Source organism: Geobacillus thermocatenulatus (assembly GCF_002217655.1).
GTDB classification, from domain to species: domain Bacteria; phylum Bacillota; class Bacilli; order Bacillales; family Anoxybacillaceae; genus Geobacillus; species Geobacillus thermocatenulatus.
Window position 1 is genome coordinate 116,243 of record NZ_NEWK01000001.1, and the last position, 23,885, is coordinate 140,127.

Here is a 23,885-nt window from a genome sequence, read left to right on the forward strand (position 1 = left end):
GTGATGTTGGCGGAAAAGCGCATCGTTTGGCCCTCTGGCGAAATGCGGCAGGCGCTTTCCGCTTTTCTTACTAGTATGAAAAAAATTTTTTTATTTTAAACTTGTTCCCCTTGCATTTTTGCTAGATTGCTCTATACTTTTTCATGTTTAGTTTTTCGTTGGCAAGGGAAACTTGTATAGTAACCAATGATTCGGAGAAAGGATGTTACCGAATGGAACTATGGTTTACGGAAAAGCAAACGGAGCATTTTGGCATCACCGCACGCATCATCCGCACTTTACATACAGAACAGACGCCGTTTCAAAAGCTTGATATGGTCGAAACGGCGGAGTTTGGCAACATGCTCATTTTAGACGGCATGGTGATGACGACGCAAAAGGATGAATTCGTCTATCATGAAATGGTCGCCCACGTGCCGTTGTTCACCCACCCCAATCCGGAAAACGTGCTTGTCGTCGGCGGCGGCGACGGCGGCGTCATTCGTGAAGTGCTGAAGCACCCAAGTGTCAAAAAAGCGACGCTTGTCGAAATTGACGGCAAAGTGATCGAGTGCTCGAAAACCTACTTGCCAGAGATTGCCGGCAAACTCGATGATCCGCGCGTCGAAGTGAAAGTCGATGACGGGTTTATGCACATCGCGCAAAGCGAAAACGAATACGACGTCATCATGGTTGACTCGACGGAACCAGTCGGCCCGGCGGTCAACTTGTTCACAAAAGGGTTTTACGCCGGCATCGCCAACGCGTTGAAGGAAGACGGCATTTTCGTCGCCCAAACGGACAACCCGTGGTTTAAAGCGGACTTGATCCGCAACGTCTACCGCGATGTGAAGGAAATTTTCCCGATCACTCGTTTGTATACGGCGAACATTCCGACGTATCCGAGCGGGCTCTGGACGTTTACACTCGGCTCGAAACAATACGACCCGCTCGCTGTGAGCGACGACCGGTTCCATGATATTGATACGAAATATTACACGAAAGAATTGCACAAAGCGTGTTTCGTCTTGCCGAAATTTGTCGCGGATTTAACGAAGTAAGGGGGCGCAGGCGATGCGATTTGATGAAGCCTATTCGGGCAACGTGTTTATCGGCAGCCATCCGAATTTTGAAGAAAGCGAAGCCGTCATTTACGGGATGCCGATGGACTGGACGGTCAGCTACCGGCCTGGCTCGCGGTTTGGCCCGGCCCGCATCCGCGAAGTGTCAATCGGGCTTGAGGAGTACAGCCCATATTTGGACCGCGAACTCAAAGATATCCGCTACTTTGACGCTGGGGACATTCCGCTGCCGTTTGGCAATGCGGCCCGCAGTTTGGAGCTGATTGAACAGTTCGTGAAAAAGGTGCTTGACGCCGGCAAATTTCCGCTCGGCCTTGGCGGAGAACATCTCGTCTCTTGGCCGGTCATCAAAGCGGTGCACGACTATTATCCAGATTTAGCTGTCATTCATATGGACGCCCATACCGACTTGCGCGAACATTACGAAGGCGAGCCGCTGTCGCACGCGACGCCAATCCGCAAGGTCGCTGACCTGATCGGCCCGACGAATGTCTTTTCGTTCGGCATCCGTTCCGGCATGAAGGAAGAGTTTGAATGGGCGAAAGAAAACGGCATGTACATCGCCAAGTTTGAGGTGCTTGAACCGCTCCGCTCCGTGCTGCCGAAGCTCGCTGGCCGTCCGGTGTATGTGACGATTGACATTGATGTGCTCGACCCGGCCCACGCCCCTGGAACGGGCACGGTCGATGCGGGCGGCATTACATCGAAAGAGCTGCTAGCCGCGATCCATGAGATCGCCCGCTCCGACGTGCGAGTCGTTGGCGCCGATTTGGTGGAAGTCGCACCGATTTACGACCATTCCGAACAAACGGCCAATACGGCGAGCAAGCTTGTGAGAGAAATGCTGCTTGGCTGGGTGGCGAAGTGAAATAATGAGAAAAAGCGCCTAAATCGCAAGTTTGCGAGGGCGCTTTTTTCAAGTTCCAAGGCTTCGGCTTTGGGATTTTTTTCTTTTAGGCGGGGGACAAAAACCTGCCATTAGGCTTGTCCCCCTTGAATCGGACGGGGCAGTTCTTTATACTTAATGTTATGACTGTTTGTTCGCAAAGGTGTGTTCATCGATATGAAGGAAACAAACGGCATTCCGGTGCGCCTTCGCCAAGTGGCTGTCATGCGCGATAGTGCGCGCCGGGAGACGGTCGTGCTTGAGGCGGACGGTGTGTATTACATAAAAGGGACAACAGGGTATTTGCAATTTGAGGAAGAAAACGAACTCGGGCGGGTAAAAACGACAGTGAAAATCGCCCCTGACGAGGTGACCGTCCTTCGTTCCGGAGCGGTCGAGATGCGGCAAACGTTCCGCCGCCGCCAAGAAACATCGGGCCATTATGGGACGGTGTTTGGACGATGGGCGCTGGCGGCCAAAACGAGCTCCATGGAGTTTCACTATGATGAGCAGCGGAAAAAGGGGCGGCTCTTTCTTTCCTATGAACTGATGCTAGGCGATGAGCGAAGCGGGCGCCATACGTTGACGTTGACATTTAAGGGGGTATAAGCGGTGAACATTGTCGGACAAATCAAGGAAAAGATGAAAGAAGAAATCCGCCAGGCGGCGGTAAGAGCAGGGCTGGCTTCGGCCGACGAGCTGCCGGATGTGCTGCTTGAGGTGCCGCGCGACAAGGCGCATGGCGACTACTCGACGAACATCGCCATGCAGCTCGCCCGCATTGCGAAAAAGCCGCCGCGGGCGATCGCCGAAGCCATCGTCGGACAGCTTGACCGCGAACGCATGTCGGTGGCCCGCATCGAGATCGCCGGGCCAGGATTTATTAACTTTTACATGGACAACCGCTATTTGACGGCGGTCGTGCCGACGATTTTGCAGGCGGGGCAAGCGTACGGCGAATCGAACGTCGGCGACGGGGAAAAAGTGCAAGTCGAGTTCGTCTCGGCCAATCCAACCGGAGATCTGCATTTAGGCCATGCCCGCGGCGCGGCGGTCGGCGATTCGCTTTGCAACATTTTGGCGAAAGCCGGGTTTGACGTGACGCGTGAATACTATATTAATGACGCCGGCAAGCAAATTTACAACTTGGCGAAATCGGTCGAAGCCCGTTATTTTCAGGCGCTCGGTGTCGATATGCCGTTGCCGGAGGACGGCTATTACGGCGACGATATCGTCGAAATCGGCAAAAAGCTTGCCGAAGAGTACGGCGACCGGTTTGTCGAAATGGAGGAAGAGGAGAGGCTTGCCTTTTTCCGCGACTATGGGCTCCGCTATGAGCTTGAAAAAATCAAAAAAGACTTGGCCGACTTCCGTGTGCCGTTTGACGTCTGGTATTCGGAAACATCGCTCTATGAAAGCGGAAAAATCGATGAGGCGCTCGCAACGCTGCGCGAGCGCGGCTACATTTACGAGCAGGACGGGGCGACATGGTTCCGTTCGACGGCGTTTGGGGACGACAAAGACCGCGTCTTAATTAAGCAGGACGGCACATATACGTACTTGCTTCCGGACATCGCCTACCATCAAGACAAGCTGCGGCGCGGGTTCCAAAAGCTCATCAACATTTGGGGGGCGGACCATCACGGCTACATTCCGCGCATGAAGGCGGCGATCGCCGCGCTCGGCTACGATCCGGAGGCGCTCGAAGTCGAAATCATCCAAATGGTGAACTTATATCAAAACGGCGAGCGTGTCAAAATGAGCAAGCGCACCGGCAAGGCGGTGACGATGCGCGAGCTCATGGAAGAAGTCGGCGTCGATGCCGTCCGCTATTTCTTTGCGATGCGCTCGGGCGATACGCATTTGGATTTTGACATGGACTTGGCCGTGTCGCAGTCGAATGAAAACCCGGTTTACTACGTCCAATACGCGCACGCCCGCGTCTCAAGCATTCTCCGCCAAGCGGAAGAGCAAAACGTGTCGTACGAAGGCGACCTCGCTTTGCATCATTTAGTGGAGACGGAAAAAGAAATCGAGCTGCTCAAAGTGCTCGGCGATTTCCCTGACGTCGTCGCCGAGGCGGCGCTCAAGCGGATGCCGCATCGCGTCACCGCCTATGCATTCGATTTGGCTTCCGCGCTCCATAGCTTTTATAACGCGGAAAAAGTGCTTGATCTGGACAACATCGAAAAAACAAAAGCCCGCCTCGCGCTTGTCAAGGCGGTGCAAATTACGTTGCAAAATGCGTTAGCGCTCATTGGCGTGTCAGCGCCGGAACAAATGTAAACGAACGAGGGGGAGCGACTGCCCCCTCTTTTGTTTGGGCATTCTAAAGAAAAACAGTGGTGGAGGATCAACAAATGAAAGAAGTTGTACTATCGCTCATCACCGGCATCGTTGTCGGTTTTTTATTCACCTTGCTTCGGTTGCCGATTCCCGCTCCCCCGGCGTTGGCCGGCATCGCCGGCATCGTCGGGGTGTATCTCGGCATGCGGTTGTTTCAATGGTTCACAGTGTTTTGGAAGTAAGCACTTGCATGATCAAACGGGGAACAAAACCCGGTTGGCGCCATTTTGGCAGCATCAAGCCGCCGGAAGCGCCGGCCGGGTTTTTTGCTTCTTCTGTTGTTTGGGAGGGAAATGGAACTTCGGACCGGTCAAAGCCAGGCGGAGATGAGCTGGGAAATCGACTGTTTGCCGCGGTCAAGAAGCGAACGTTTTTGCCAAAAGTCGACCGTCAGCGGCTCGGCGCGCAACAAATCACGCTCGATCGCCCGTTTGACGAGGCGGGTAAACGCTCGGTCAAACACATAGCAGTTGATTTCGCCGTTCAAAAACAAGCTGCGCTGATCGAAATTGGCTGTGCCGACGTCGCACCATTCCTCATCGATGACGAGCGTTTTGGCATGGTAAAATCCTTGGTAAAAGCGGTAAATGCGCGCGCCGGCTTTCAAGAGTCGATAAAAGTACGGATAGGCAGCCTCTTTGACAAATAAATGGTCCGCCTTCAGCGGCACAAGGACGGTCACACGCACCCCGCGCCGAAGCGCTTGCATCAGCTCGCGAAACAGCGGCCGGCTTGGGATGAAGTATGGGCTTCCGATCATAATTTCTTTTTTCGCCTGGCGGATGACCTCGATAAACTGTTCCTCAAGGGCAGCGCCGTTGGTGGCGACGAGCTGGTGGCGAATGGCGCCGGCTGGAAGCGGCGGGAAGTAGCGATGTTTGTCAGGCACCGTCCGGCCTGTTGCTTCTTCCCAGTCATGCAAAAACTGTTCTTGCAAGTCGTGAACCCCTTCGCCGTTCAGTTTTAAGTGGTAATCGCGCCATTCGCCGAAGTTGGCGTCTTTTCCGTTGTATTCGCGGCCGATGTTAAAGCCGCCGATGTAGCCGACTTGTCCGTCGATGACTGTAATTTTCCGATGGTTGCGGCGGTTGAGGCGGTACATGAAAAACGGAAAGCGCGGCTTTCGGGCATAGGCGAACTCCACCCCGCTTTCCTCGAGTGAACGGATGAGCGCTTTCGGCAGTCCAAAGCTGCCGACCCAATCGGTCAATACTCGCACTTTCACGCCGGCAGCTGCTTTTTCCTTTAAAATTTGGAAAAATGGCGCGCTCGTTTCGTCATTTTTTATAATGTAAAACAAGACGTGAATATGATCGCGGGCGCGGCCTAGTTCAGCGAAGTAATCAGAAAATAAATGCCTGCCGTTGATATAGAGGGAAATATCGCTTCTCCGCTCCGGATAGACGACGTTTTTGCGCTCATGGCGGAAGATGAACTGTCCAAGCTTGTCATCAAGATAAACGAGCAGCAATACGATGGCAATGACGGAAATGACGACCATGTCTTTTCCTCCTATGTCGATTCGGTATGTATTAATGTGCCCGAGAACGCGCAAAACGTTTCAAATTTCATCTACCGTGAACATCCCCAAACTCCCAATGAATCAAATTTCCATATTGATGAATGTTTTTCGTCAAGGGAGTCTATAAGGTCGGTGAAAAACGGCTGTCACGAGCCAATCAGCGGCATTTCGCCAAAAAAGAAGGCTGATTTCGCAAGGTTTTTCTAATTGAGAAATAGCTGGAACTAGCAGCATTTTGTACTAAATCACCAGCCTCCTATAGAGGGCTGAACAAATCGATGATTCTCCCCGAATCGCTCCGTTGCAAAGGGAAAGTTTTCGCGGCTGGGATGAAAAAAGGCTATTGACTGAATGCTCATTCATTTGTAAAATAGACATAAAGCGAATTCTGAAAATTTCTTTTGTTATGGCAACACATTCGCTCGAAAAACGGGGGAAGGGGAGAGAAGATGAACGCCTTGTTGGTGGTGAACTGGCTCGCGTTTTTGCTTGTAACCGCTTACGCAATTTACTTGTTTGCCTATGTCGTCAAAACGCGGGCGGTGTACATCAAACTCGGCAAAAAAGTCGAGTTTGACCGCAAAGTAAAAGAGCGGCTGCGAAACATCTGGGTCAACGTGTTCGGCCAGAAAAAGCTGCTCAAGGACAAAAAAAGCGGACTGATCCACGTCGTCTTTTTCTATGGTTTTATTCTCGTCCAATTTGGCGCGATTGATTTCATCATCAAAGGGCTTGCGCCGGGGGCGCATTTGCCGCTTGGGCCGCTGTATGCGGGATTTACGTTTTTTCAAGAAATCGTCACCTTGCTGATTTTGATCGCGGTGCTTGCCGCCTTTTACCGCCGTTACATTGAAAAGCTCGTCCGTTTAAAGCGCGACTTGAAAGCTGGGCTTGTCCTCATCTTCATCGCCGGGCTCATGCTATCGGTGTTGTTCGGCAACGGCATGAGCATGATTTGGCATGGCGAGGAAGCGACATGGAGCGAACCGGTCGCCTCGCTCATCGCCGGCGCGTTTTCCTGGGTCGGGGAAACGGGGGCTGCGGCGCTGTTCTTTATCGCCTGGTGGGTGCATTTGTTGATTTTGCTGACGTTCCTTGTGTACGTGCCGCAGTCGAAGCACGCCCACTTGATCGCGGCGCCGATCAACGTCTTTTTCAGCCGGCTGACGCGGCCGAAGCTTTCGCCGATCAACTTTGAAGACGAAAGCCAAGAGTCGTTTGGCGTCGGCAAAATTGAGGATTTCACGCAAAAGCAATTGATCGACTTGTATGCCTGTGTCGAGTGCGGCCGCTGTACGAGCATGTGCCCGGCGACCGGCACCGGGAAAATGTTGTCGCCGATGGATTTGATTTTAAAATTGCGCGACCATTTGACCGAAAAAGGAGCGGTCGTTACATCGCGCGCGCCGTGGGTGCCCGCGTTCGCTTTCAAACATACAAGGGGCAATCAGCTCGCGTTCGCTGCGGCATCCGAGCAGGCGGCGGCGATTGAAATGCCAAGCCTCATCGGCGACGTGATCACCGAAGAAGAAATTTGGGCCTGTACGACGTGCCGCAACTGTGAAGACCAATGCCCGGTCATGAACGAGCACGTCGATAAAATCATCGATTTGCGCCGCTATCTCGTGTTGACGGAAGGGCGGATGAATCCGGATGCGCAACGGGCAATGACGAACATCGAGCGCCAAGGCAACCCGTGGGGCTTGAACCGGAAAGAGCGAGAAAGCTGGCGAGAGTTGCGCGATGATGTGCATGTGCCGACCGTCAAAGAGGCGGCGAAAGCGGGAGAGGAAATCGAGTACTTGTTCTGGGTGGGCTCGATGGGGTCGTATGACAGCCGGAGCCAAAAAATTGCCCTTGCGTTTGCCAAGCTGTTGAACGAAGCAGGCGTCAAGTTTGCGATTTTGGGCAACAAGGAGAAAAACTCGGGCGACACGCCGCGCCGGTTAGGGAATGAATTTTTATTCCAAGAGCTGGCAACGAACAATATCGCCGAGTTTGAAAAAGCGGGCGTCAAGAAAATCGTGACGATCGACCCGCACGCTTACAACACGTTCAAAAACGAATATCCGGACTTCGGGTTTGAGGCGGAAGTGTACCACCATACCGAGCTGCTCGCCAAGCTCATCGAAGAAGGTCGCTTAGTGCCCAAATATCCGGTAAATGAACGCATTACGTTCCATGACTCGTGTTACTTAGGGCGCTACAATGACGTCTATGACGCGCCGCGGAAAATTTTGCGCGCCATCCCGGGCGTCGAGCTTGTTGAAATGGAGCGCAACCGCGAGCGAGGAATGTGCTGTGGAGCCGGCGGCGGCCTCATGTGGATGGAGGAGACGACCGGCAACCGGATCAACGTCGCCCGCACGGAGCAGGCGCTCGCTGTCAATCCGACGGTCATCAGCTCCGGCTGTCCGTACTGTCTGACCATGTTGTCAGACGGCACGAAGGCCAAGGAAGTGGAAGACCGTGTCGCGACGTATGATGTCGCTGAACTGTTGGCGAAATCGGTGTTTGGTGAAGAAAAAGAGGAAGCAGCATCGTAAAAATAGTTGCATAGACAATTTTTATTTTTTAAAATAGTGAATAAGGGTAGAGGAGAGGGTGTACCGTTGTACACCTTCTCTTTCACACCGAGATCGAGCGAGCGTTCAGTCTGTTTTTGTAATCGCTTTCTTATCCGACGAAAAGGGGAGAGGAAGATGGGAAAAACAGTGATTGTCAGCGGGGCGCGCACCCCGTTTGGAAAATTCGGCGGTTCTTTGCAAGCGTTATCAGCGTCAGAACTCGGCGGCATTGCCGTGAAAGAAGCGCTTGCCCGCGCGGACGTGAGCGCGGAACAAGTTGATCATGTCATTTTAGGAACGGTTCTGCAAGGGGGGCAAGGCCAGCTCCCGTCGCGGCAGGCGATGCGCCATGCCGGCATTCCGTGGCACGTCCGCACCGAGACGGTGAACAAAGTATGCGCGTCCGGCATGCGCGCCGTGACGCTCGCGGATCAGCTCATCCGCTTAGGCGACGCCGATGTCGTTGTCGCGGGCGGGATGGAATCGATGAGCAACGCCCCGTACGTGTTGCCGAAAGCGCGCTGGGGGTTGCGAATGGGCGACAGCACGGTGAAGGATTTAATGGTGTATGATGGCTTGACATGCAGTTTTACCGGCGTCCATATGGGCGTTTATGGCGGGAATACAGCGCGTGAACTTGGCATTACACGCGAGGCGCAGGATGAGTGGGCGTATCGCAGCCATATGCGGGCCATTGCCGCCATCGAAGCCGGCCGGCTCGCGGAAGAGATCGTTCCGGTGACGATTCCGCAGCGCAAAGGAGAGCCGCTTGTCGTCGAACACGACGAGGCGCCGCGCAAAGACACGTCGCTTGAAGCGTTGGCGAAACTGCCGCCGGTGTTTGACCCGCAAGGCACGATCACGGCTGGCAACGCCCCGGGCGTCAACGACGGCGCCGCGGCGCTCGTCTTGATGAGCGAGGAGCGCGCCGCCCGCGAGGGGCTTGAGCCGCTCGCGACTGTTGTCGCCCACACCGCCATCGCCGTTGAGGCGAAAGATTTCCCAAAAACGCCGGGACTTGTCATCAACGAGCTGCTCCGCAAAACGGGAAAAACGGTCGACGACATTGCCTTGTTTGAAGTGAACGAAGCGTTTGCCGCTGTTGCTCTTGCTGCTATCCAAATCGCCGGCCTTGACCCGGAAAAAGTGAACGTCAACGGCGGCGCTGTCGCCCTCGGCCACCCGATCGGCGCGAGCGGCGCACGCATCATCCTCACGCTCATTTATGAGCTGAAACGCCGCGGCGGCGGCCTCGGCATCGCCGCCATCTGCAGCGGCGGCGGCCAAGGCGACGCCATCTTGGTCGAGGTATAACGAGGAGCGGGTCGCTGTGGGCAAGCGGCATGCCGCCGTCGCCTTCCAGTGTTGCGCCAAGGCATAGGATGCGGCGTGTGACCGTCTGCCTCAAGCGTTGCGTCATGAGGCATCGCTCCATGGTGCGGCATGCCGCCGCTGTCTCTGGCGCAGCGTGCGGCACGTTGCCCATTGCCGCAACAGCCGCGGCATCAACGGTTGACAGCAGGGGTTGTTGTGATGACGATGCAAAGACCGGTTGCCGTTGGCTGCTGGCGGCAGTGAGGCATATGAGTTTGAGCGCGGAACAGGAAACGCAAAGCGGACGATAGGGGGAACAGAAGATGGATGTGAAAACAATCATGGTCGTCGGCGCCGGACAGATGGGGTCAGGAATCGCTCAAGTGTGCGCCGTCTCCGGCTATCAAGTGTTTTTGTACGACATTAGCGAAGCGCAGTTGGACAAAGGAATCGCCAACATCGAAAAAGGGCTCGCCCGCCAAGTGGAAAAAGGGAAAATGACAGCGGCGGACAAAGACGCAGCGCTCGCGCGGCTTGCTCGCTCGACCGACTTGCATGCCGCCGCCAAAGCGGATCTTGTCATTGAAGCGGTCGTCGAAAACATGGACGTGAAAACAAAGCTGTTCGCCGAGCTCGATGCGCTCGCCCGTCCGGAGGCGATTTTAGCGTCGAACACGTCGTCGCTGCCGATTACGGAAATTGCCGCCGCGACGAAACGGCCGGAGAACGTGATCGGCATGCACTTTATGAACCCGGTGCCGGTGATGAAGCTCGTCGAAATCATCCGCGGCTTGGCGACCGCTGATGACGTGTATGAAACGATCGAAACCGTTGCCCGCAAGCTCGGCAAAGTGCCGGTCGAAGTAAACGACTTTCCGGGCTTTATTTCGAACCGCGTCCTCATGCCGATGATCAACGAAGCGATTTACGCCTTGTACGAAGGGGTGGCGACCAAAGAAGCCATCGATGAAGTGATGAAGCTCGGCATGAACCATCCGATGGGTCCGCTGACGCTCGCTGATTTTATCGGGCTCGATACGTGCTTATACATTATGGAAACGCTTCATGAGGGGTTCGGCGATGACAAATACCGCCCATGCCCGCTTTTGCGCAAATATGTGAAAGCCGGCTGGCTCGGCCGCAAGACGGGCCGCGGATTTTACACGTATGAATAAACCGCTTGGCGTCGCTCTAGGACAACGCCGAAGCGTGCCGCAATGTGCGTGGGGCGGCGCCCGCTACGCTCTCTGCCGACCGTAACGCCGCACGTTAGGTGCATGCGGGAACGCTGTTTTACAGCCTATAAGGCAAATCTATAGAATCGTTCAGCTGCCTGCTGGCTGTCCCATGGAGCGAAGGAGCGCCTGAAAACACCATTGTGTCAGCGACATCGGAAGGAGGCCATTTCATGGAATTTCGCTTCACAGAAGAGCAGGAAATGATGCGGCAAATGGTGCGCGAGTTCGCCGCGGCGGAGATCGCCCCATTTGTCGAGCGCATGGAACAAGGGGAGTTTCCGCGCCCGATTTTAGCGAAAATGGCCGAACTCGGCCTAATGGGCATCACTGTCCCGGAGCAATATGGCGGCGCGGGTATGGACTTTGTTTCGTACATCATCGCCATTCATGAAATTTCGAAAGTGAGCCCGACCGTCGGTGTCATCTTATCCGTGCACACGTCGGTCGGCACGAATCCGATCTTGTATTTCGGCACCGAAGAGCAGAAACAAAAATACGTGACAAAGCTCGCCCGAGGTGAGTACTTGGGGGCGTTTTGCCTTACGGAACCGAGCGCGGGCTCGGATGCGAAAAGCTTGAAGACGAAAGCGGTGCGCCGTGGAGATCGTTATGTGCTAAACGGCTCGAAAATATTCATCACCAACGGCGGGGAGGCGGATACGTACATCGTCTTCGCCCGCACGAATCCGGAAGAAGTCGGAAGCCGCGGCATTTCCGCGTTCATTGTGGAAAAAGGGACGCCAGGCATGTCGATTGGCAAAGATGAGAAGAAGATGGGGCTGCACGGGTCGCGGACGGTGACCATTACGTTTGAAGACGCCGAAGTGCCGGCGGAAAACTTGCTCGGTCAGGAAGGGGAAGGATTTAAAATCGCGATGGCCAACCTTGACGTCGGTCGGATCGGCATCGCCGCCCAAGCGCTCGGCATCGCGGAGGCGGCAGTCGAACATGCAGTCGCCTACGCGAAAGAGCGGGTGCAGTTTGGCAAACCGATCATCGAGCAGCAAGGCGTCGCCTTTAAGCTCGCCGATATGGCGACAGCAGCCGAGGCGGCGAAATGGCTCGTCTACCGCGCCGCTTGGCTGCGCGCGCAAGGGCTGCCATGCGGCAAAGAGGCGTCGATGGCAAAGCTGTTCGCTTCACAAGCCGCCATGGACAACGCCATCGAAGCTGTGCAAGTGTTCGGCGGCAACGGCTACACGAAAGACTACCCGGTCGAGCGGCTGTTCCGCGATGCGAAAATTACGCAAATTTACGAAGGAACGAGCGAAATCCAACGCATCGTCATCAGCAAACATTTGTAGCCAGACATGCTGATGAACCAATCCGAACCATATAGATGCAACAAAGAAGCTTAACATATCCCTGGCGGAAAAGTGGTTTGTCCATTTTCGACTGTCGAAGGCAAGCCGTTCGCTTGCCGACTGGGCATGCGACAGCATGCCCTCTTCGAACAATGGACGTTTTGCGGGCAAATGGCATTTGCCCGTCGGCGTTCTTGTTCGAGGGGAGAGGCAGAAAAGCTTGTGTTCAGCCAGCTCATGATTGGCGATCGAATGAAATGGTGGAAATAGCTCCAAGCGCCGGGTTTTCGGAAGACCGAACAACGCCGCTTTCAGGGATGGAGGCATAAACATGGGGTTCTGTCTTTTGCGGCGTTTTGTGGTGCAACGGGAACTCACCAACAAGTTTGTGTCTGTATCTGGAAGATGGTGATCACGCTGGTACGGGGGACGAGGATTTCGGATATATAGGAAAACGGGGGAATGAAACGATGAACTTTCGATTGAGCGAAGAACATGAAATGCTGCGAAAAATGGTGCGCGAATTTGCCGAAAACGAAGTGGCGCCGACTGCCGCTGAACGTGACGAAGAAGAGCGGTTTGACCGCGGCATTTTCAACAAAATGGCGGAACTCGGTTTAACAGGCATTCCGTGGCCAGAAGAATACGGCGGCATTGGCAGCGATTATTTGGCCTATGTCATTGCCGTTGAGGAGCTGTCGCGCGTCTGCGCCTCGACCGGGGTGACGCTTTCCGCGCATATATCGCTCGCCAGCTGGCCGATTTACAAGTTCGGCAACGAAGAACAAAAGCAGAAGTATTTGCGCGCCTTAGCGACCGGGGAAAAACTTGGGGCATACGCTCTGTCCGAGCCGGGGGCGGGGTCGGATGTCGCCTCGATGAAAACGCGTGCGGTAAAAGACGGGGACCACTACATTTTAAACGGCTCGAAAGTATGGATCACCAACGGCGGCGAAGCGGAAATTTACGTCGTCTTTGCCGTCACCGACCCGGAAAAGCGACATAAAGGAATCAGTGCTTTTATCGTGGAAAAAGGAACGCCGGGCTTTTCGTTCGGCAAAAAGGAAAAGAAACTCGGCATTCGTTCGTCGCCGACGACGGAGCTCATCTTTGAAGACTGCCGCATTCCGAAAGAAAACTTGCTCGGTCAAGAAGGAGAAGGGTTTAAAATCGCCATGATGACGCTCGATGGCGGCCGAAACGGCATCGCCGCCCAAGCGGTCGGCATTGCCCAGGGCGCGCTGGATGCGGCGGTGGACTATGCGAAACAGCGCGTCCAGTTCGGCAAACCGATCATCGAGCAGCAAGGGGTCGCTTTCAAGCTCGCTGACATGGCGACGGCCGTTGAAGCGGCGCGGCTCTTGACCTATCAAGCGGCATGGTTGGAGTCGAATGGCTTGCCGTACGGCAAAGCATCCGCCATGGCGAAACTGTTTGCCGGCGACACGGCGATGAAAGTGACGGTCGAGGCGGTGCAAATTTTCGGCGGCAACGGCTACACGAAAGACTACCCGGTCGAGCGGTTTATGCGCGACGCGAAAATTACGCAAATTTACGAAGGAACGCAAGAGATCCAGCGCCTCGTCATTTCGCGCATGTTGACACGCAATTAAACATTGCGTGTCCACTCGTTCGTGTTGACACGCAATGAAACATGGCGTGTCCACTCGTTCGTGTTGACACGCAATGAAACATGGCGTGTCCACTCGTTCGTGTTGACACGCAATGAAACATGGCGTTTCCACTCGTTCGTGTTGACACGCAATGAAACATGGCGTGTCCACTCGTTCGTGTTAGCGCGCGATTGAAACATTATACGTTATTTCAATGGTTTTGGATCTGAACGGCGGCTTGGTGCTTTGGGGAAGGGCGCACGGATCGGCATGGGGCGGGGCGGCGCCCCGCCGTCAAATGGGAATGGGGGAGAGACAACGAACATGAAAAAACGGGAAGTGATTGCATCGGTCAAAGACGAAAAGCTCGTGAAAAAACGGCGCAATGAGATGATCAAAGGCGCGATTTCCTTGTTTAAACAAAAAGGTTTCCACCAAACGACGACAAGGGAGATCGCCAAAGCGTCCGGCTTCAGCATCGGCACGTTGTACGAGTACATCCGCAAGAAAGAAGACGTCCTCTATCTCGTGTGCGACCGCATTTACGACGAAGTGCGGGAGCGGACGGAACAAGACCTCGGTGCCCACCATGGTACGATCGAAGGGCTGAGGCGCGCCATTGCCCACTATTTCCGCGTTGTTGATGAACTCGATGATGAAGTGCTCGTTATGTACCAAGAAGTGAAAGCGCTAAGCAAAGAATCGCTGCCGTACGTGTTGAATAAAGAACTCGATATGGCGGCGATTTTCGAACATATTTTGCGCGCATGCGTTGAGAGCGGGGCGCTGCAGCTTTCTGAAAGCGAAATCCGTCTGTTCGCCCACAACATCGTCGTTCTTGGGCAAATGTGGGCGTTCCGCCGTTGGGTGCTGCGGAAAATGTATACGCTCGATGAATATATCGAACTGCAAACCGAGTTTTTATTAAAGGGGATTATGGAGAAACAGCGAGTCTAAAAGGGGGAGAAGAAACGATGGCGCACATTTACCGTCCGAAGCATCACGTCCGCTTTGTGACTGCATCGAGCTTGTTTGACGGCCATGACGCTTCGATCAACATTATGCGCCGCATTTTGCAGGCGAGCGGCGCCGAGGTCATCCATTTAGGCCATAACCGCTCGGTGGAGGAAATCGTCAATGCCGCCATTCAGGAAGATGTGCAAGGCATTGCCGTCTCCTCGTATCAAGGCGGGCATATGGAATTTTTTAAATATATGTACGATCTTCTAAAAGAGCGGGGGGCGTCCCATATCCGCATTTACGGCGGCGGGGGCGGCGTCATCATCCCGCGGGAAATCAAAGAGCTGCACGAATATGGCATCGCCCGCATTTTCTCGCCGGAAGACGGCCGACGCCTCGGCTTGCAAGGGATGATCAACGTCATGCTTGAAGAGTGCGATTTTCCGACCGTGACGACGGTGACCGATGAACTGGAGCGGCTTCCGTCTGGCGATGTGCAGGCGATCGCCCGGCTCATCACGCTGTGCGAATATCGCGCTGAGGCGGACAACAAAGAGGCGGCCGCGGCAGCGGAAGCGGCCATTGAACAAGTGAAGGCGCTCGAGAAGCGCGTGCCGGTGCTCGGCATCACCGGCACAGGCGGAGCTGGGAAAAGCTCGCTCACCGATGAGCTCGTCCGCCGCTTTTTAAACGAAATTCCTGATATCAAAATCGCGATCTTGTCCGTCGACCCGACGAAGCAAAAAACGGGCGGGGCGTTGCTTGGCGACCGCATCCGGATGAACTCGATCAACTCGCCGCGCGTTTACATGAGAAGCTTGGCGACGCGCCATTCCCGCACGGAACTGTCGCCGGCGATTCGCGACGCCATTTCGGTTGTCAAGGCGGCCGGATTTGATCTTGTCATCATTGAAACGAGCGGAATCGGCCAAGGCGACGCCGCCATTACCGAAGTGTGCGACGTGTCGATGTACGTCATGACAAGCGAGTTCGGCGCACCGACGCAGCTTGAGAAAATTGACATGATCGATTATGCCGATTTGATTGTCATTAATAAATTCGAGCGCAAAGGGTCAGAAGACGCAAAACGACAAGTGCAAAAACAATATCAGCGCAGCCATCAGCTGTTTGACCGCGATGTTTCGGAAATGCCGGTGTACGGCACGATCGCCAGCCAGTTTAACGACCCGGGCACGAATACGCTCTTTGTTGCGCTTGTGGATACGATCAATCAAAAAGCAGGAACGAATTGGAAAACAAGCTTGAAAACGGTCGCCAATGTTGAAAAGCATAATGTCATCATTCCGAACGAGCGCCGCTACTATTTGCGCGAAATCGCGGAAACGGTCCGTTCGTACCACCGCCGCGCCGAGCAGCAAGTCGAAGTGGCCCGACGCCTCTTCCAAATCGAAGGGGCCATCGAAGCGGCGAAGGAACGGGGCGAAGCAGAAGACGTCATCCGCGCGCTCGAGACGCTCAAAGCGGATTATGAGGCGAAATTGGCGCCGGAATCGAAGCGTATTTTGGCGACATGGGAAGAAACGAAAGCGAAATATGCGGCAAAACAATTGGTCACGAAAGTGCGCGATAAAGAAATCGTGACCGAACTGACGACGAAAACGTTGTCCGGTTTGGACATTCCGAAAGTCGTCTTGCCGAAATTCAAAGACTACGGAGAGATTTTGCGCTGGGTGTATAAAGAAAATGTCCCTGGCTCGTTCCCGTATACGGCCGGCGTCTTCCCGTTCAAGCGCCAAGGCGAAGACCCGAAACGGCAGTTTGCCGGCGAAGGGACGCCGGAGCGCACAAACCGCCGCTTCCATTACTTGTGCAAAGAAGACAAGGCGAAGCGGCTCAGCACGGCATTTGACTCTGTGACACTCTACGGTGAAGATCCGGACTACCGGCCGGACATTTTCGGCAAAGTCGGGGAAAGCGGCGTCAGCGTTTGTACACTTGATGATATGAAAAAGCTGTACAAAGGGTTTGACTTGTGCGACCCGCTCACATCGGTGTCGATGACGATCAACGGCCCCGCTCCTATTTTGCTCGCGATGTTTATGAATACGGCGATCGACCAGCAAGTCGAGAAAAAGGAAGCCGAGCTTGGCCGCCCACTTACGCCGGAAGAATATGAACAAGTGAAGGAATGGACGCTGCAAACGGTGCGCGGCACGGTGCAAGCCGATATTTTGAAGGAAGACCAAGGGCAAAACACGTGCATTTTCTCGACCGATTTCGCCTTGAAAATGATGGGCGACATTCAAGAGTATTTCATCAAGCACCGCGTCCGCAACTACTACTCGGTGTCGATCTCCGGCTACCATATCGCCGAGGCGGGGGCGAACCCGATCACGCAGCTGGCGTTTACGCTTGCGAACGGCTTTACGTATGTCGAGTATTACTTGAGCCGCGGCATGCACATTGACGATTTTGCGCCGAACTTGTCGTTTTTCTTCAGCAACGGCCTCGATCCGGAGTATTCGGTCATCGGCCGCGTCGCCCGCCGCATTTGGGCGATCGTCATGCGCGAAAAATACGGCGCCAACGAACGGAGCCAGAAGCTGAAATATCATATCCAGACGTCCGGCCGTTCATTGCACGCGCAGGAGATCGATTTCAACGACATCCGCACGACGCTGCAGGCGCTGTTAGCGATTTACGACAACTGCAACTCGCTGCATACGAACGCCTATGACGAAGCGATCACCACACCGACCGAAGAGTCGGTCCGTCGGGCGATGGCGATCCAACTCATTATCACGAAAGAGTTTGGCTTGACCAAAAACGAAAACCCGCTCCAAGGGTCGTTCATCATTGAAGAGCTGACCGATTTGGTCGAAGAAGCGGTGTTGCAAGAGTTTGAACGGCTCAACGACCGCGGCGGCGTGCTCGGGGCGATGGAAATGCAATACCAGCGCGGCAAAATTCAAGACGAATCGCTTTACTATGAAACGAAGAAACATAGCGGCGAACTGCCGATCATCGGCGTCAACACGTTCTTGAACCCGAATCCGCCGTCAGAAGAGGAGCTGAACAACATTCAGCTCGCCCGGGCGACGTATGAAGAAAAAGAAACGCAAATCCGCAACTTGCGCGAATTCCAAGAGCGGAACAAAGACAAAGCTGGCCCGGCGCTCGAACGGCTGAAGCAAGTCGCGACAAGCGGCGGCAACATTTTCGAAGAATTAATGGAAACGGTGAAAGTCGCCAGCCTTGGACAAATCACCCGCGCCTTGTACGAAGTCGGCGGACAATACCGGCGGAATATGTAATGAATCCAAGCGCGTTCCGTTGTTCACAGCTTTCGATGGACGGCCTCGATCACCATGAATAACGGCCCGTTGAACTTTAGCAGATCGGTAGAATGATGGGCAGCGGCTGTCGGTCCGCTGGAGGCGAAACGAGCGGAACGCGGATGGGGCCAGAAGATGAAGACGAATGGGTTTCGTACGGAAAAAGCGAAGCGGTGTGACCAAACAGATGTGGACATAACGAATATGTCGGAAGGAGGGCTGCCCTCGCCGCAAGGCTGCCCTCCTTTGCTTTTTTCGGCAAATGGGTAGCATAAACCCCGACAATTTGTTTATAATGAATGGTATGTATTCCACTTGCATTCATTTGTTTCATTAATATAGAAGGGGAGTGCTGAACTTGAGCCTGCAGCAGCAATACTCGCCGGAGGAATTGCAGGAGATGTCGTTCGTCGAGCTGGCGAACCTCATTTTGCTTGACAAGCGGGAGGCGCTGCCGTTTGATCAGCTCGTTCGTGAAGCAGCAGCGCTGGCCGGCATATCGGAAGAAGAGGTGGAGGCACGGCTGGCCCAATATTACACCGATTTAAACATCGACGGCCGGTTTATTTGCGTTGGAGAAAACGTCTGGGGATTGCGCACATGGTATCCGTTTGACCAGACAGAAGACGAAACGGTGACGATCGTCAAGCCGAAGAAGAAGAAAAAAGCGCTTGACGATGAATACGATGAATACGACGAGCTGCTTGAAGATGAAGATCTCGATTACGACGATTTGGATGAATATGACGAGGAAGACCTCGAGCTTGATGAAGACGATCTCTTGGAAGATGAAGAATTCGATCTAGATGAAGATGTCGCGTTTGACGATGACATTCTCGGCGATGAAGAGTTTGAGCTGGACGATGCGCCGCTTGATGAAGAGCTCGATCTCGAAGAGCCGGAGGAAGACGAATAACCGCTTGACTTTGCCAGGGGAACCCGGTACAATGTGTGTTGGGCTCTTGAAAACGAACAAATCGATCGCTCCCTTACGTATGGTAAGCGGAGCGTTTTTTATTTGCGCCTTTCGCAAACACTGAAACTGTCATTGCAATTTCGGCAAGGGGGAAGACAAAATGACGAAATACATTTTTGTGACGGGCGGCGTTGTTTCCTCGCTCGGGAAAGGGATTACGGCGGCTTCGCTTGGACGGTTGTTGAAAAACCGCGGGTTGAACGTGACGATCCAAAAATTTGACCCGTACATTAACGTCGACCCAGGGACGATGAGCCCGTATCAGCACGGCGAGGTGTTTGTCACGGACGACGGTGCAGAGACGGATTTGGATTTAGGGCATTATGAACGGTTCATCGACATTAATTTAAACAAATACAGCAACGTGACGACAGGAAAAATTTATTCCGCCGTCATCCGCAAAGAGCGCCGCGGCGATTACCTCGGCGGCACAGTGCAAGTCATTCCGCACATTACCAACGAAATTAAAGAGCGCGTCTTCCGGGCCGGAAGAGAGACGAACGCCGATGTCGTCATTACGGAGATCGGCGGCACGGTCGGCGATATTGAATCGCTTCCGTTTTTAGAAGCGATCCGCCAAATCAAAAGCGACGTTGGCCGCGAAAACGTCATGTACATCCACTGCACGCTTGTGCCGTACATCAAGGCGGCTGGGGAAATGAAAACGAAGCCGACGCAGCACAGCGTGAAAGAATTGCGCAGCCTCGGCATTCAGCCGAACGTCATCGTCGTGCGCACGGAAATGCCGATGCCGCAGGAAATGAAAGAGAAAATCGCCCTCTTTTGCGATATTGATCCGAAAGCGGTCATCGAGGCGCGCGATGCCGACACGCTGTATGCGGTCCCGCTTATGCTTCAAGAACAAAAGCTGGACCAAATCGTGTGCGAACATTTGCGCCTCAACTGTGGCGAAGCGGATATGACCGAATGGAAAGCGCTCGTCGAGAAAGTGCGCAACTTATCGAAAACGACGAAAATCGCTTTGGTCGGCAAATACGTCGAGCTCCCGGACGCTTATATTTCTGTTGTGGAGGCGCTCCGTCATGCGGGGTATGCGTTTGACACCGACATTGATATTCAGTGGATCAATGCGGAGCATGTGACGCGCGACAATGTGGCCCACCTGTTGAAAGATGCGGACGGCATTTTGGTTCCGGGCGGGTTTGGCGACCGCGGGGTCGAAGGGAAGATTGAGGCGATCCGCTACGCCCGCGAGCAGCGCGTGCCGTTTTTGGGCATTTGCTTAGGAATGCAGCTCGCCTCGATTGAATTTGCTCGCCATGTTGTCGGGTTGTCCGGTGCCCATTCGTCCGAGTTTGACCCGAACACGCCGCATCCGATCATCGACTTGCTTCCGGAGCAGAAGGATGTCGAAGATTTAGGCGGCACGCTCCGCCTCGGCTTGTATCCGTGCAAGCTGCAGGAAGGGACGCTTGCCTACGCCGCCTACGGCGATGAAGTCATTTACGAGCGCCATCGCCATCGGTACGAATTCAACAACCAATACCGGCCGATCATGGAAGAGCACGGCTTCGTCTTTTCCGGCACGAGTCCGGACGGACGGTTGGTTGAAGTGATCGAGCTCAAGGATCATCCGTGGTTCGTCGCCGCGCAATTCCACCCGGAATTCACCTCGCGCCCGACGCGGCCGCAGCCGTTGTTCCGCGAGTTTGTCAGAGCGTCGCTGAAAGAGTGACGAAAAAGGGGTTGTCCCAAAAAAGCCGTAGAACGGCCTTTTGGGTTCAGCCCCCTTTCTTTTTTTCAAGCACGATGCTCGTTGACTAGGCGCGGCTTCTCTTCCTTTTTGCCTTCAGCCGGCGGGAGAGCGCTCGTTTTCATGGCGGTTGTTATTCATATTCCGCCAAAATTTCATCGAGCAACACGCGCAGTCCGTAGTAGATGAATGAAGCGGTGATGATCGTCGGCATGCCGATGCGGCGGCCGTCTTCGGTCGGCACGAGCGGGCGGGAAAGTTTGCTGTCGATAAAGACGGTGGCCATATCGGCCAGTCCGGGTTCATCCTTGACGAGCGCCGCGACGGCCACTGCATCGACGCCGTGCGCCTGCAGCTGTTCGGCGAGGCGAATGGCCTCAGCATCATTGGAAAAGCGGGCAAATAGAAGCGCTCGGTCCGTTTCCTGCCAGTCATCGGTTGCTGTCGGCTCAAGCCGTTTGGCTTTCGGCAGCGGATCGGGGCCAAGAAGCGCGGCGGTGACGACCGCATCGAGTTCACCTATGCCATACAGCCAAATGCGCCCATCACCGATGGCGGCCTGAGCGAGCAGACGCGCCCCGTCTTCGAGCGCCAGCTCTTCGTCCGCGGCGATTTTTTGCAACAATCCGATCGTTTGCGTCGTTAAAATTTTCACGGTTCGGCCTCCCTTCGCCGCTATTATACAAAATCGGCAAACAACAAGAAAAGCAAGCAGGAAATGGGTTTGCCAAATGCGAAACATTAATAGGGAGAAAACAGGGAATAGAGGTGCATAACGGTGGGAAATAAAATTTTAATTGTCGATGATCAATATGGCATCCGCATTTTGCTCAACGAAGTGTTTCAGCGGGAGGGATATGTAACGTATCAGGCCGCCAACGGCATGCAGGCGCTTGAAATCGCCCGCAAACATCACCCCGATCTTGTGCTTCTTGATATGAAAATTCCTGGCATGGACGGCATTGAAATTTTAAAACGGTTGAAAGAGATGGATCCGGATATTAAGGTGATCATCATGACCGCCTACGGGGAGCTCGATATGATTCAAGAAACGAAAGAGCTCGGGGCGCTGATGCATTTTGCCAAGCCGTTTGATATTGACGATTTGCGCGTTGCCGTCAAAAAATACATTACCGCTTAGAAGGACGGTGAAAAACGATTATTTTTGTGGAACCGATGGAAGTTCATCGGGAGAAAAGAGCCAATTTGACAAGGTTTCTTCACTTGAAAAGGGAGGCTGCTGAGTTGCTTTTTTGATGGCACCATCCTTCTAGACAGCGCCATCGATGAGCGGCTTTCCTTTGGCAAAGAAAGCGAAGCAATGAGTATGGATGACGCTGTCGTCTTTCGGAGATGAAAGGGTGGAAATGTTGCCGTTTTGCCGGCAAGTTGATATGCTTATAAACGTAGATGCATTTTGCGCCGATGGATTCAACCATCGTCATGGCGACAAAGACGACGATCAGCTAAGGAGGATGGAACCATGCCGTTAGTATCAATGAAAGAGATGTTGAACGAGGCGCTGCGCGGCAAATATGCGGTCGGCCAATTCAACATTAACAACTTGGAATGGACACAAGCCATTTTAGCGGCGGCCGAAGAGGAAAAATCGCCGGTCATTCTCGGCGTCTCCGAAGGGGCGGCTCGCTATATGAGCGGATTCAAAACGGTCGTCAATATGGTCAAAGGGTTAATGGAAGACATGAACATCACCGTTCCGGTCGCCATCCATCTCGACCATGGATCGAGCTTTGAAAAATGCAAAGCGGCCATTGACGCCGGGTTCACCTCGGTTATGATTGACGCCTCCCACCATCCATTTGAGGAAAACGTCCGCATCACCTCGCAAGTCGTTGAATATGCTCATGCGCGCGGCGTTTCGGTCGAAGCGGAGCTTGGCATCGTCGGCGGGCAGGAAGATGACGTCGTTGGAGAAGGGATCATTTACGCCGACCCGAAAGAGTGCGAAGAGCTTGTCAAACGGACAGGCATCGACTGCCTTGCCCCTGCGCTCGGTTCCGTGCATGGTCCGTATAAAGGAGAGCCGAAGCTTGGATTTGCCGAAATGGAGCAAATCCGCGATTTAACCGGCGTTCCGCTTGTGCTCCACGGCGGCACCGGCATTCCGACCGAACAAATTCAACGCGCGATCTCCCTTGGTACATCGAAAATCAACGTCAATACCGAAAACCAAATGGCGTTTACCAAAGTCGTCCGCGAACTGCTCGCGAAAGACCCGAACGTCTATGATCCGCGCAAAATCATCGGCCCGGGCCGCGATGCCATCAAAGCGACGGTCATCGGCAAAATGCGCGAGTTTGGCTCGTCCGGAAAAGCAGCGCGATGAATCGGCTTCGCGGGCGGCGTTTGGCCGCCGCGCGGCTGCCTTTGCATGTGCAACGAATAACAAGGAGGGTTCAGCATGAAATTTTTTATCGACACTGCCAACTTGGAAGAAATCAAACACGCCCATGAACTCGGCATTTTGGCCGGCGTCACGACCAATCCGAGCCTCGTGGCGAAGGAAAACGTATCGTTCCATGATCGGTTGCGCGAAATTACATCGATCGTTTCTGGTTCGGTGAGCGCTGAGGTCATTTCGACCGACGCCGCTGGCATGATCGCGGAAGGCGAAGAGCTGGCGAAAATCGCCCCGAACATTACGATCAAAGTTCCGATGACGCCGGAAGGCTTAAAAGCAGTCAAGGCGTTCAGCGAAAAAGGGATTCAAACGAACGTGACGCTTGTGTTCACCGCCAACCAGGCGCTCTTGGCCGCACGCGCCGGCGCGACGTACGTCTCTCCGTTCCTCGGCCGCCTCGATGACATCGGCCATAACGGTTTAGAGCTCATTTCCACCATCGCTGAGATTTTCAACATTCATGGCATTGAAACGGAAATCATCGCCGCTTCGATCCGCCATCCGCACCATGTGACGGAAGCGGCGTTGCGCGGGGCGCATATTGCCACGGTTCCGTACAAGGTGCTGATGCAATTGTTCCACCATCCGCTGACTGATCAAGGAATTGAGAAGTTTCTCGCCGACTGGAATCGGCAAAAATGAAAGTAAGCCGTTTGCCTCTTGGGT

The 23,885-nt window shown here is 54.2% G+C and carries 20 protein-coding genes; 18 read left to right on the forward strand and 2 right to left on the reverse strand.

Translation table 11 applies throughout. The features are described from left to right. Positions 1-212: 212 nt before the first annotated feature. From speE to B9L19_RS00670, 5 genes are all read left to right on the forward strand, one after another. Positions 213-1,040, forward strand: coding sequence for a polyamine aminopropyltransferase (gene speE, locus B9L19_RS00650; protein ID WP_025949645.1), 828 nt, complete (start codon positions 213-215; stop codon positions 1,038-1,040). 13 nt (positions 1,041-1,053) lie between these two features. Further along, complete coding sequence (gene speB / locus B9L19_RS00655; RefSeq protein ID WP_025949644.1) at positions 1,054-1,929, forward strand: agmatinase; 876 nt, start codon at positions 1,054-1,056, stop codon at positions 1,927-1,929. A gap of 195 nt (positions 1,930-2,124) precedes the next feature. Further along, complete coding sequence (locus B9L19_RS00660) at positions 2,125-2,556, forward strand: YwiB family protein (RefSeq protein WP_025949643.1); 432 nt, start codon at positions 2,125-2,127, stop codon at positions 2,554-2,556. 3 nt (positions 2,557-2,559) lie between these two features. Beyond that, a complete protein-coding gene (gene argS / locus B9L19_RS00665; protein WP_025949642.1) occupies positions 2,560-4,233 on the forward strand; it encodes an arginine--tRNA ligase in 1,674 nt (557 codons plus the stop codon). Between the two features lie 74 nt (positions 4,234-4,307). Beyond that, the gene (locus B9L19_RS00670; protein ID WP_013146634.1) at positions 4,308-4,475 is read left to right on the forward strand and encodes a XapX domain-containing protein; all 168 of its coding nucleotides are present in this window, start codon (positions 4,308-4,310) and stop codon (positions 4,473-4,475) included. Positions 4,476-4,603: 128 nt separating this feature from the next. Here B9L19_RS00670 and cls read toward each other — a convergent pair whose 3' ends face one another. Further along, positions 4,604-5,794: a cardiolipin synthase gene (gene cls, locus B9L19_RS00675; protein WP_089113812.1), complete on the reverse strand. Its 1,191-nt coding sequence runs from the start codon at positions 5,792-5,794 to the stop codon at positions 4,604-4,606. 470 nt (positions 5,795-6,264) lie between these two features. Here cls and B9L19_RS00680 point away from each other — a divergent pair, with 470 nt between their 5' ends. The 10 genes from B9L19_RS00680 to pyrG all read left to right on the forward strand — a co-directional run bounded on the left by B9L19_RS00680 (position 6,265) and on the right by pyrG (position 20,779). After that, on the forward strand, positions 6,265-8,361 hold the full coding sequence (locus tag B9L19_RS00680) for a heterodisulfide reductase-related iron-sulfur binding cluster (RefSeq protein ID WP_089113813.1): 2,097 nt from the start codon (positions 6,265-6,267) through the stop codon (positions 8,359-8,361). 156 nt (positions 8,362-8,517) lie between these two features. Continuing rightward, positions 8,518-9,696: an acetyl-CoA C-acetyltransferase gene (locus tag B9L19_RS00685; RefSeq protein WP_047752490.1), complete on the forward strand. Its 1,179-nt coding sequence runs from the start codon at positions 8,518-8,520 to the stop codon at positions 9,694-9,696. A 119-nt stretch (positions 9,697-9,815) separates the two neighbouring features. Continuing rightward, the gene (locus B9L19_RS00690; protein WP_075261372.1) at positions 9,816-10,007 is read left to right on the forward strand and encodes a hypothetical protein; all 192 of its coding nucleotides are present in this window, start codon (positions 9,816-9,818) and stop codon (positions 10,005-10,007) included. A 12-nt stretch (positions 10,008-10,019) separates the two neighbouring features. Next, positions 10,020-10,871: a 3-hydroxybutyryl-CoA dehydrogenase gene (locus B9L19_RS00695; RefSeq protein ID WP_047752491.1), complete on the forward strand. Its 852-nt coding sequence runs from the start codon at positions 10,020-10,022 to the stop codon at positions 10,869-10,871. A gap of 233 nt (positions 10,872-11,104) precedes the next feature. Next, entirely contained in the window at positions 11,105-12,238 is a 1,134-nt protein-coding gene (locus B9L19_RS00700) for an acyl-CoA dehydrogenase (RefSeq protein ID WP_047752492.1), read from the forward strand. Positions 12,239-12,708: 470 nt separating this feature from the next. Beyond that, positions 12,709-13,851, forward strand: coding sequence for an acyl-CoA dehydrogenase (locus tag B9L19_RS00705; RefSeq protein ID WP_025949636.1), 1,143 nt, complete (start codon positions 12,709-12,711; stop codon positions 13,849-13,851). A 324-nt stretch (positions 13,852-14,175) separates the two neighbouring features. Further along, positions 14,176-14,808: a TetR/AcrR family transcriptional regulator gene (locus tag B9L19_RS00710; RefSeq protein WP_011232859.1), complete on the forward strand. Its 633-nt coding sequence runs from the start codon at positions 14,176-14,178 to the stop codon at positions 14,806-14,808. A gap of 17 nt (positions 14,809-14,825) precedes the next feature. After that, entirely contained in the window at positions 14,826-18,086 is a 3,261-nt protein-coding gene (gene icmF / locus B9L19_RS00715) for a fused isobutyryl-CoA mutase/GTPase IcmF (protein WP_089113814.1), read from the forward strand. 379 nt (positions 18,087-18,465) lie between these two features. Next, positions 18,466-19,023 (forward strand): DNA-directed RNA polymerase subunit delta, encoded by a 558-nt coding sequence (gene rpoE / locus B9L19_RS00720; RefSeq protein WP_025949633.1) that lies wholly within the window; start codon positions 18,466-18,468, stop codon positions 19,021-19,023. Between the two features lie 160 nt (positions 19,024-19,183). Further along, positions 19,184-20,779: a CTP synthase gene (gene pyrG / locus B9L19_RS00725; RefSeq protein WP_025949632.1), complete on the forward strand. Its 1,596-nt coding sequence runs from the start codon at positions 19,184-19,186 to the stop codon at positions 20,777-20,779. Between the two features lie 151 nt (positions 20,780-20,930). On the opposite strand, the gene B9L19_RS00730 is transcribed toward pyrG, so the two are convergent. Further along, positions 20,931-21,452: a DUF2529 domain-containing protein gene (locus B9L19_RS00730; RefSeq protein ID WP_025949631.1), complete on the reverse strand. Its 522-nt coding sequence runs from the start codon at positions 21,450-21,452 to the stop codon at positions 20,931-20,933. Positions 21,453-21,575: 123 nt separating this feature from the next. Here B9L19_RS00730 and B9L19_RS00735 point away from each other — a divergent pair, with 123 nt between their 5' ends. The 3 genes from B9L19_RS00735 (at position 21,576) to fsa (ending at position 23,861) form a co-directional block, all read left to right on the forward strand. Next, complete coding sequence (locus B9L19_RS00735; RefSeq protein ID WP_025949630.1) at positions 21,576-21,938, forward strand: response regulator; 363 nt, start codon at positions 21,576-21,578, stop codon at positions 21,936-21,938. Between the two features lie 342 nt (positions 21,939-22,280). After that, positions 22,281-23,144, forward strand: a complete 864-nt coding sequence (locus B9L19_RS00740; protein ID WP_025949629.1) for a class II fructose-bisphosphate aldolase — start codon at positions 22,281-22,283, stop codon at positions 23,142-23,144. Between the two features lie 75 nt (positions 23,145-23,219). Then, positions 23,220-23,861, forward strand: coding sequence for a fructose-6-phosphate aldolase (gene fsa, locus B9L19_RS00745; protein WP_025949628.1), 642 nt, complete (start codon positions 23,220-23,222; stop codon positions 23,859-23,861). Positions 23,862-23,885: the final 24 nt, after the last annotated feature.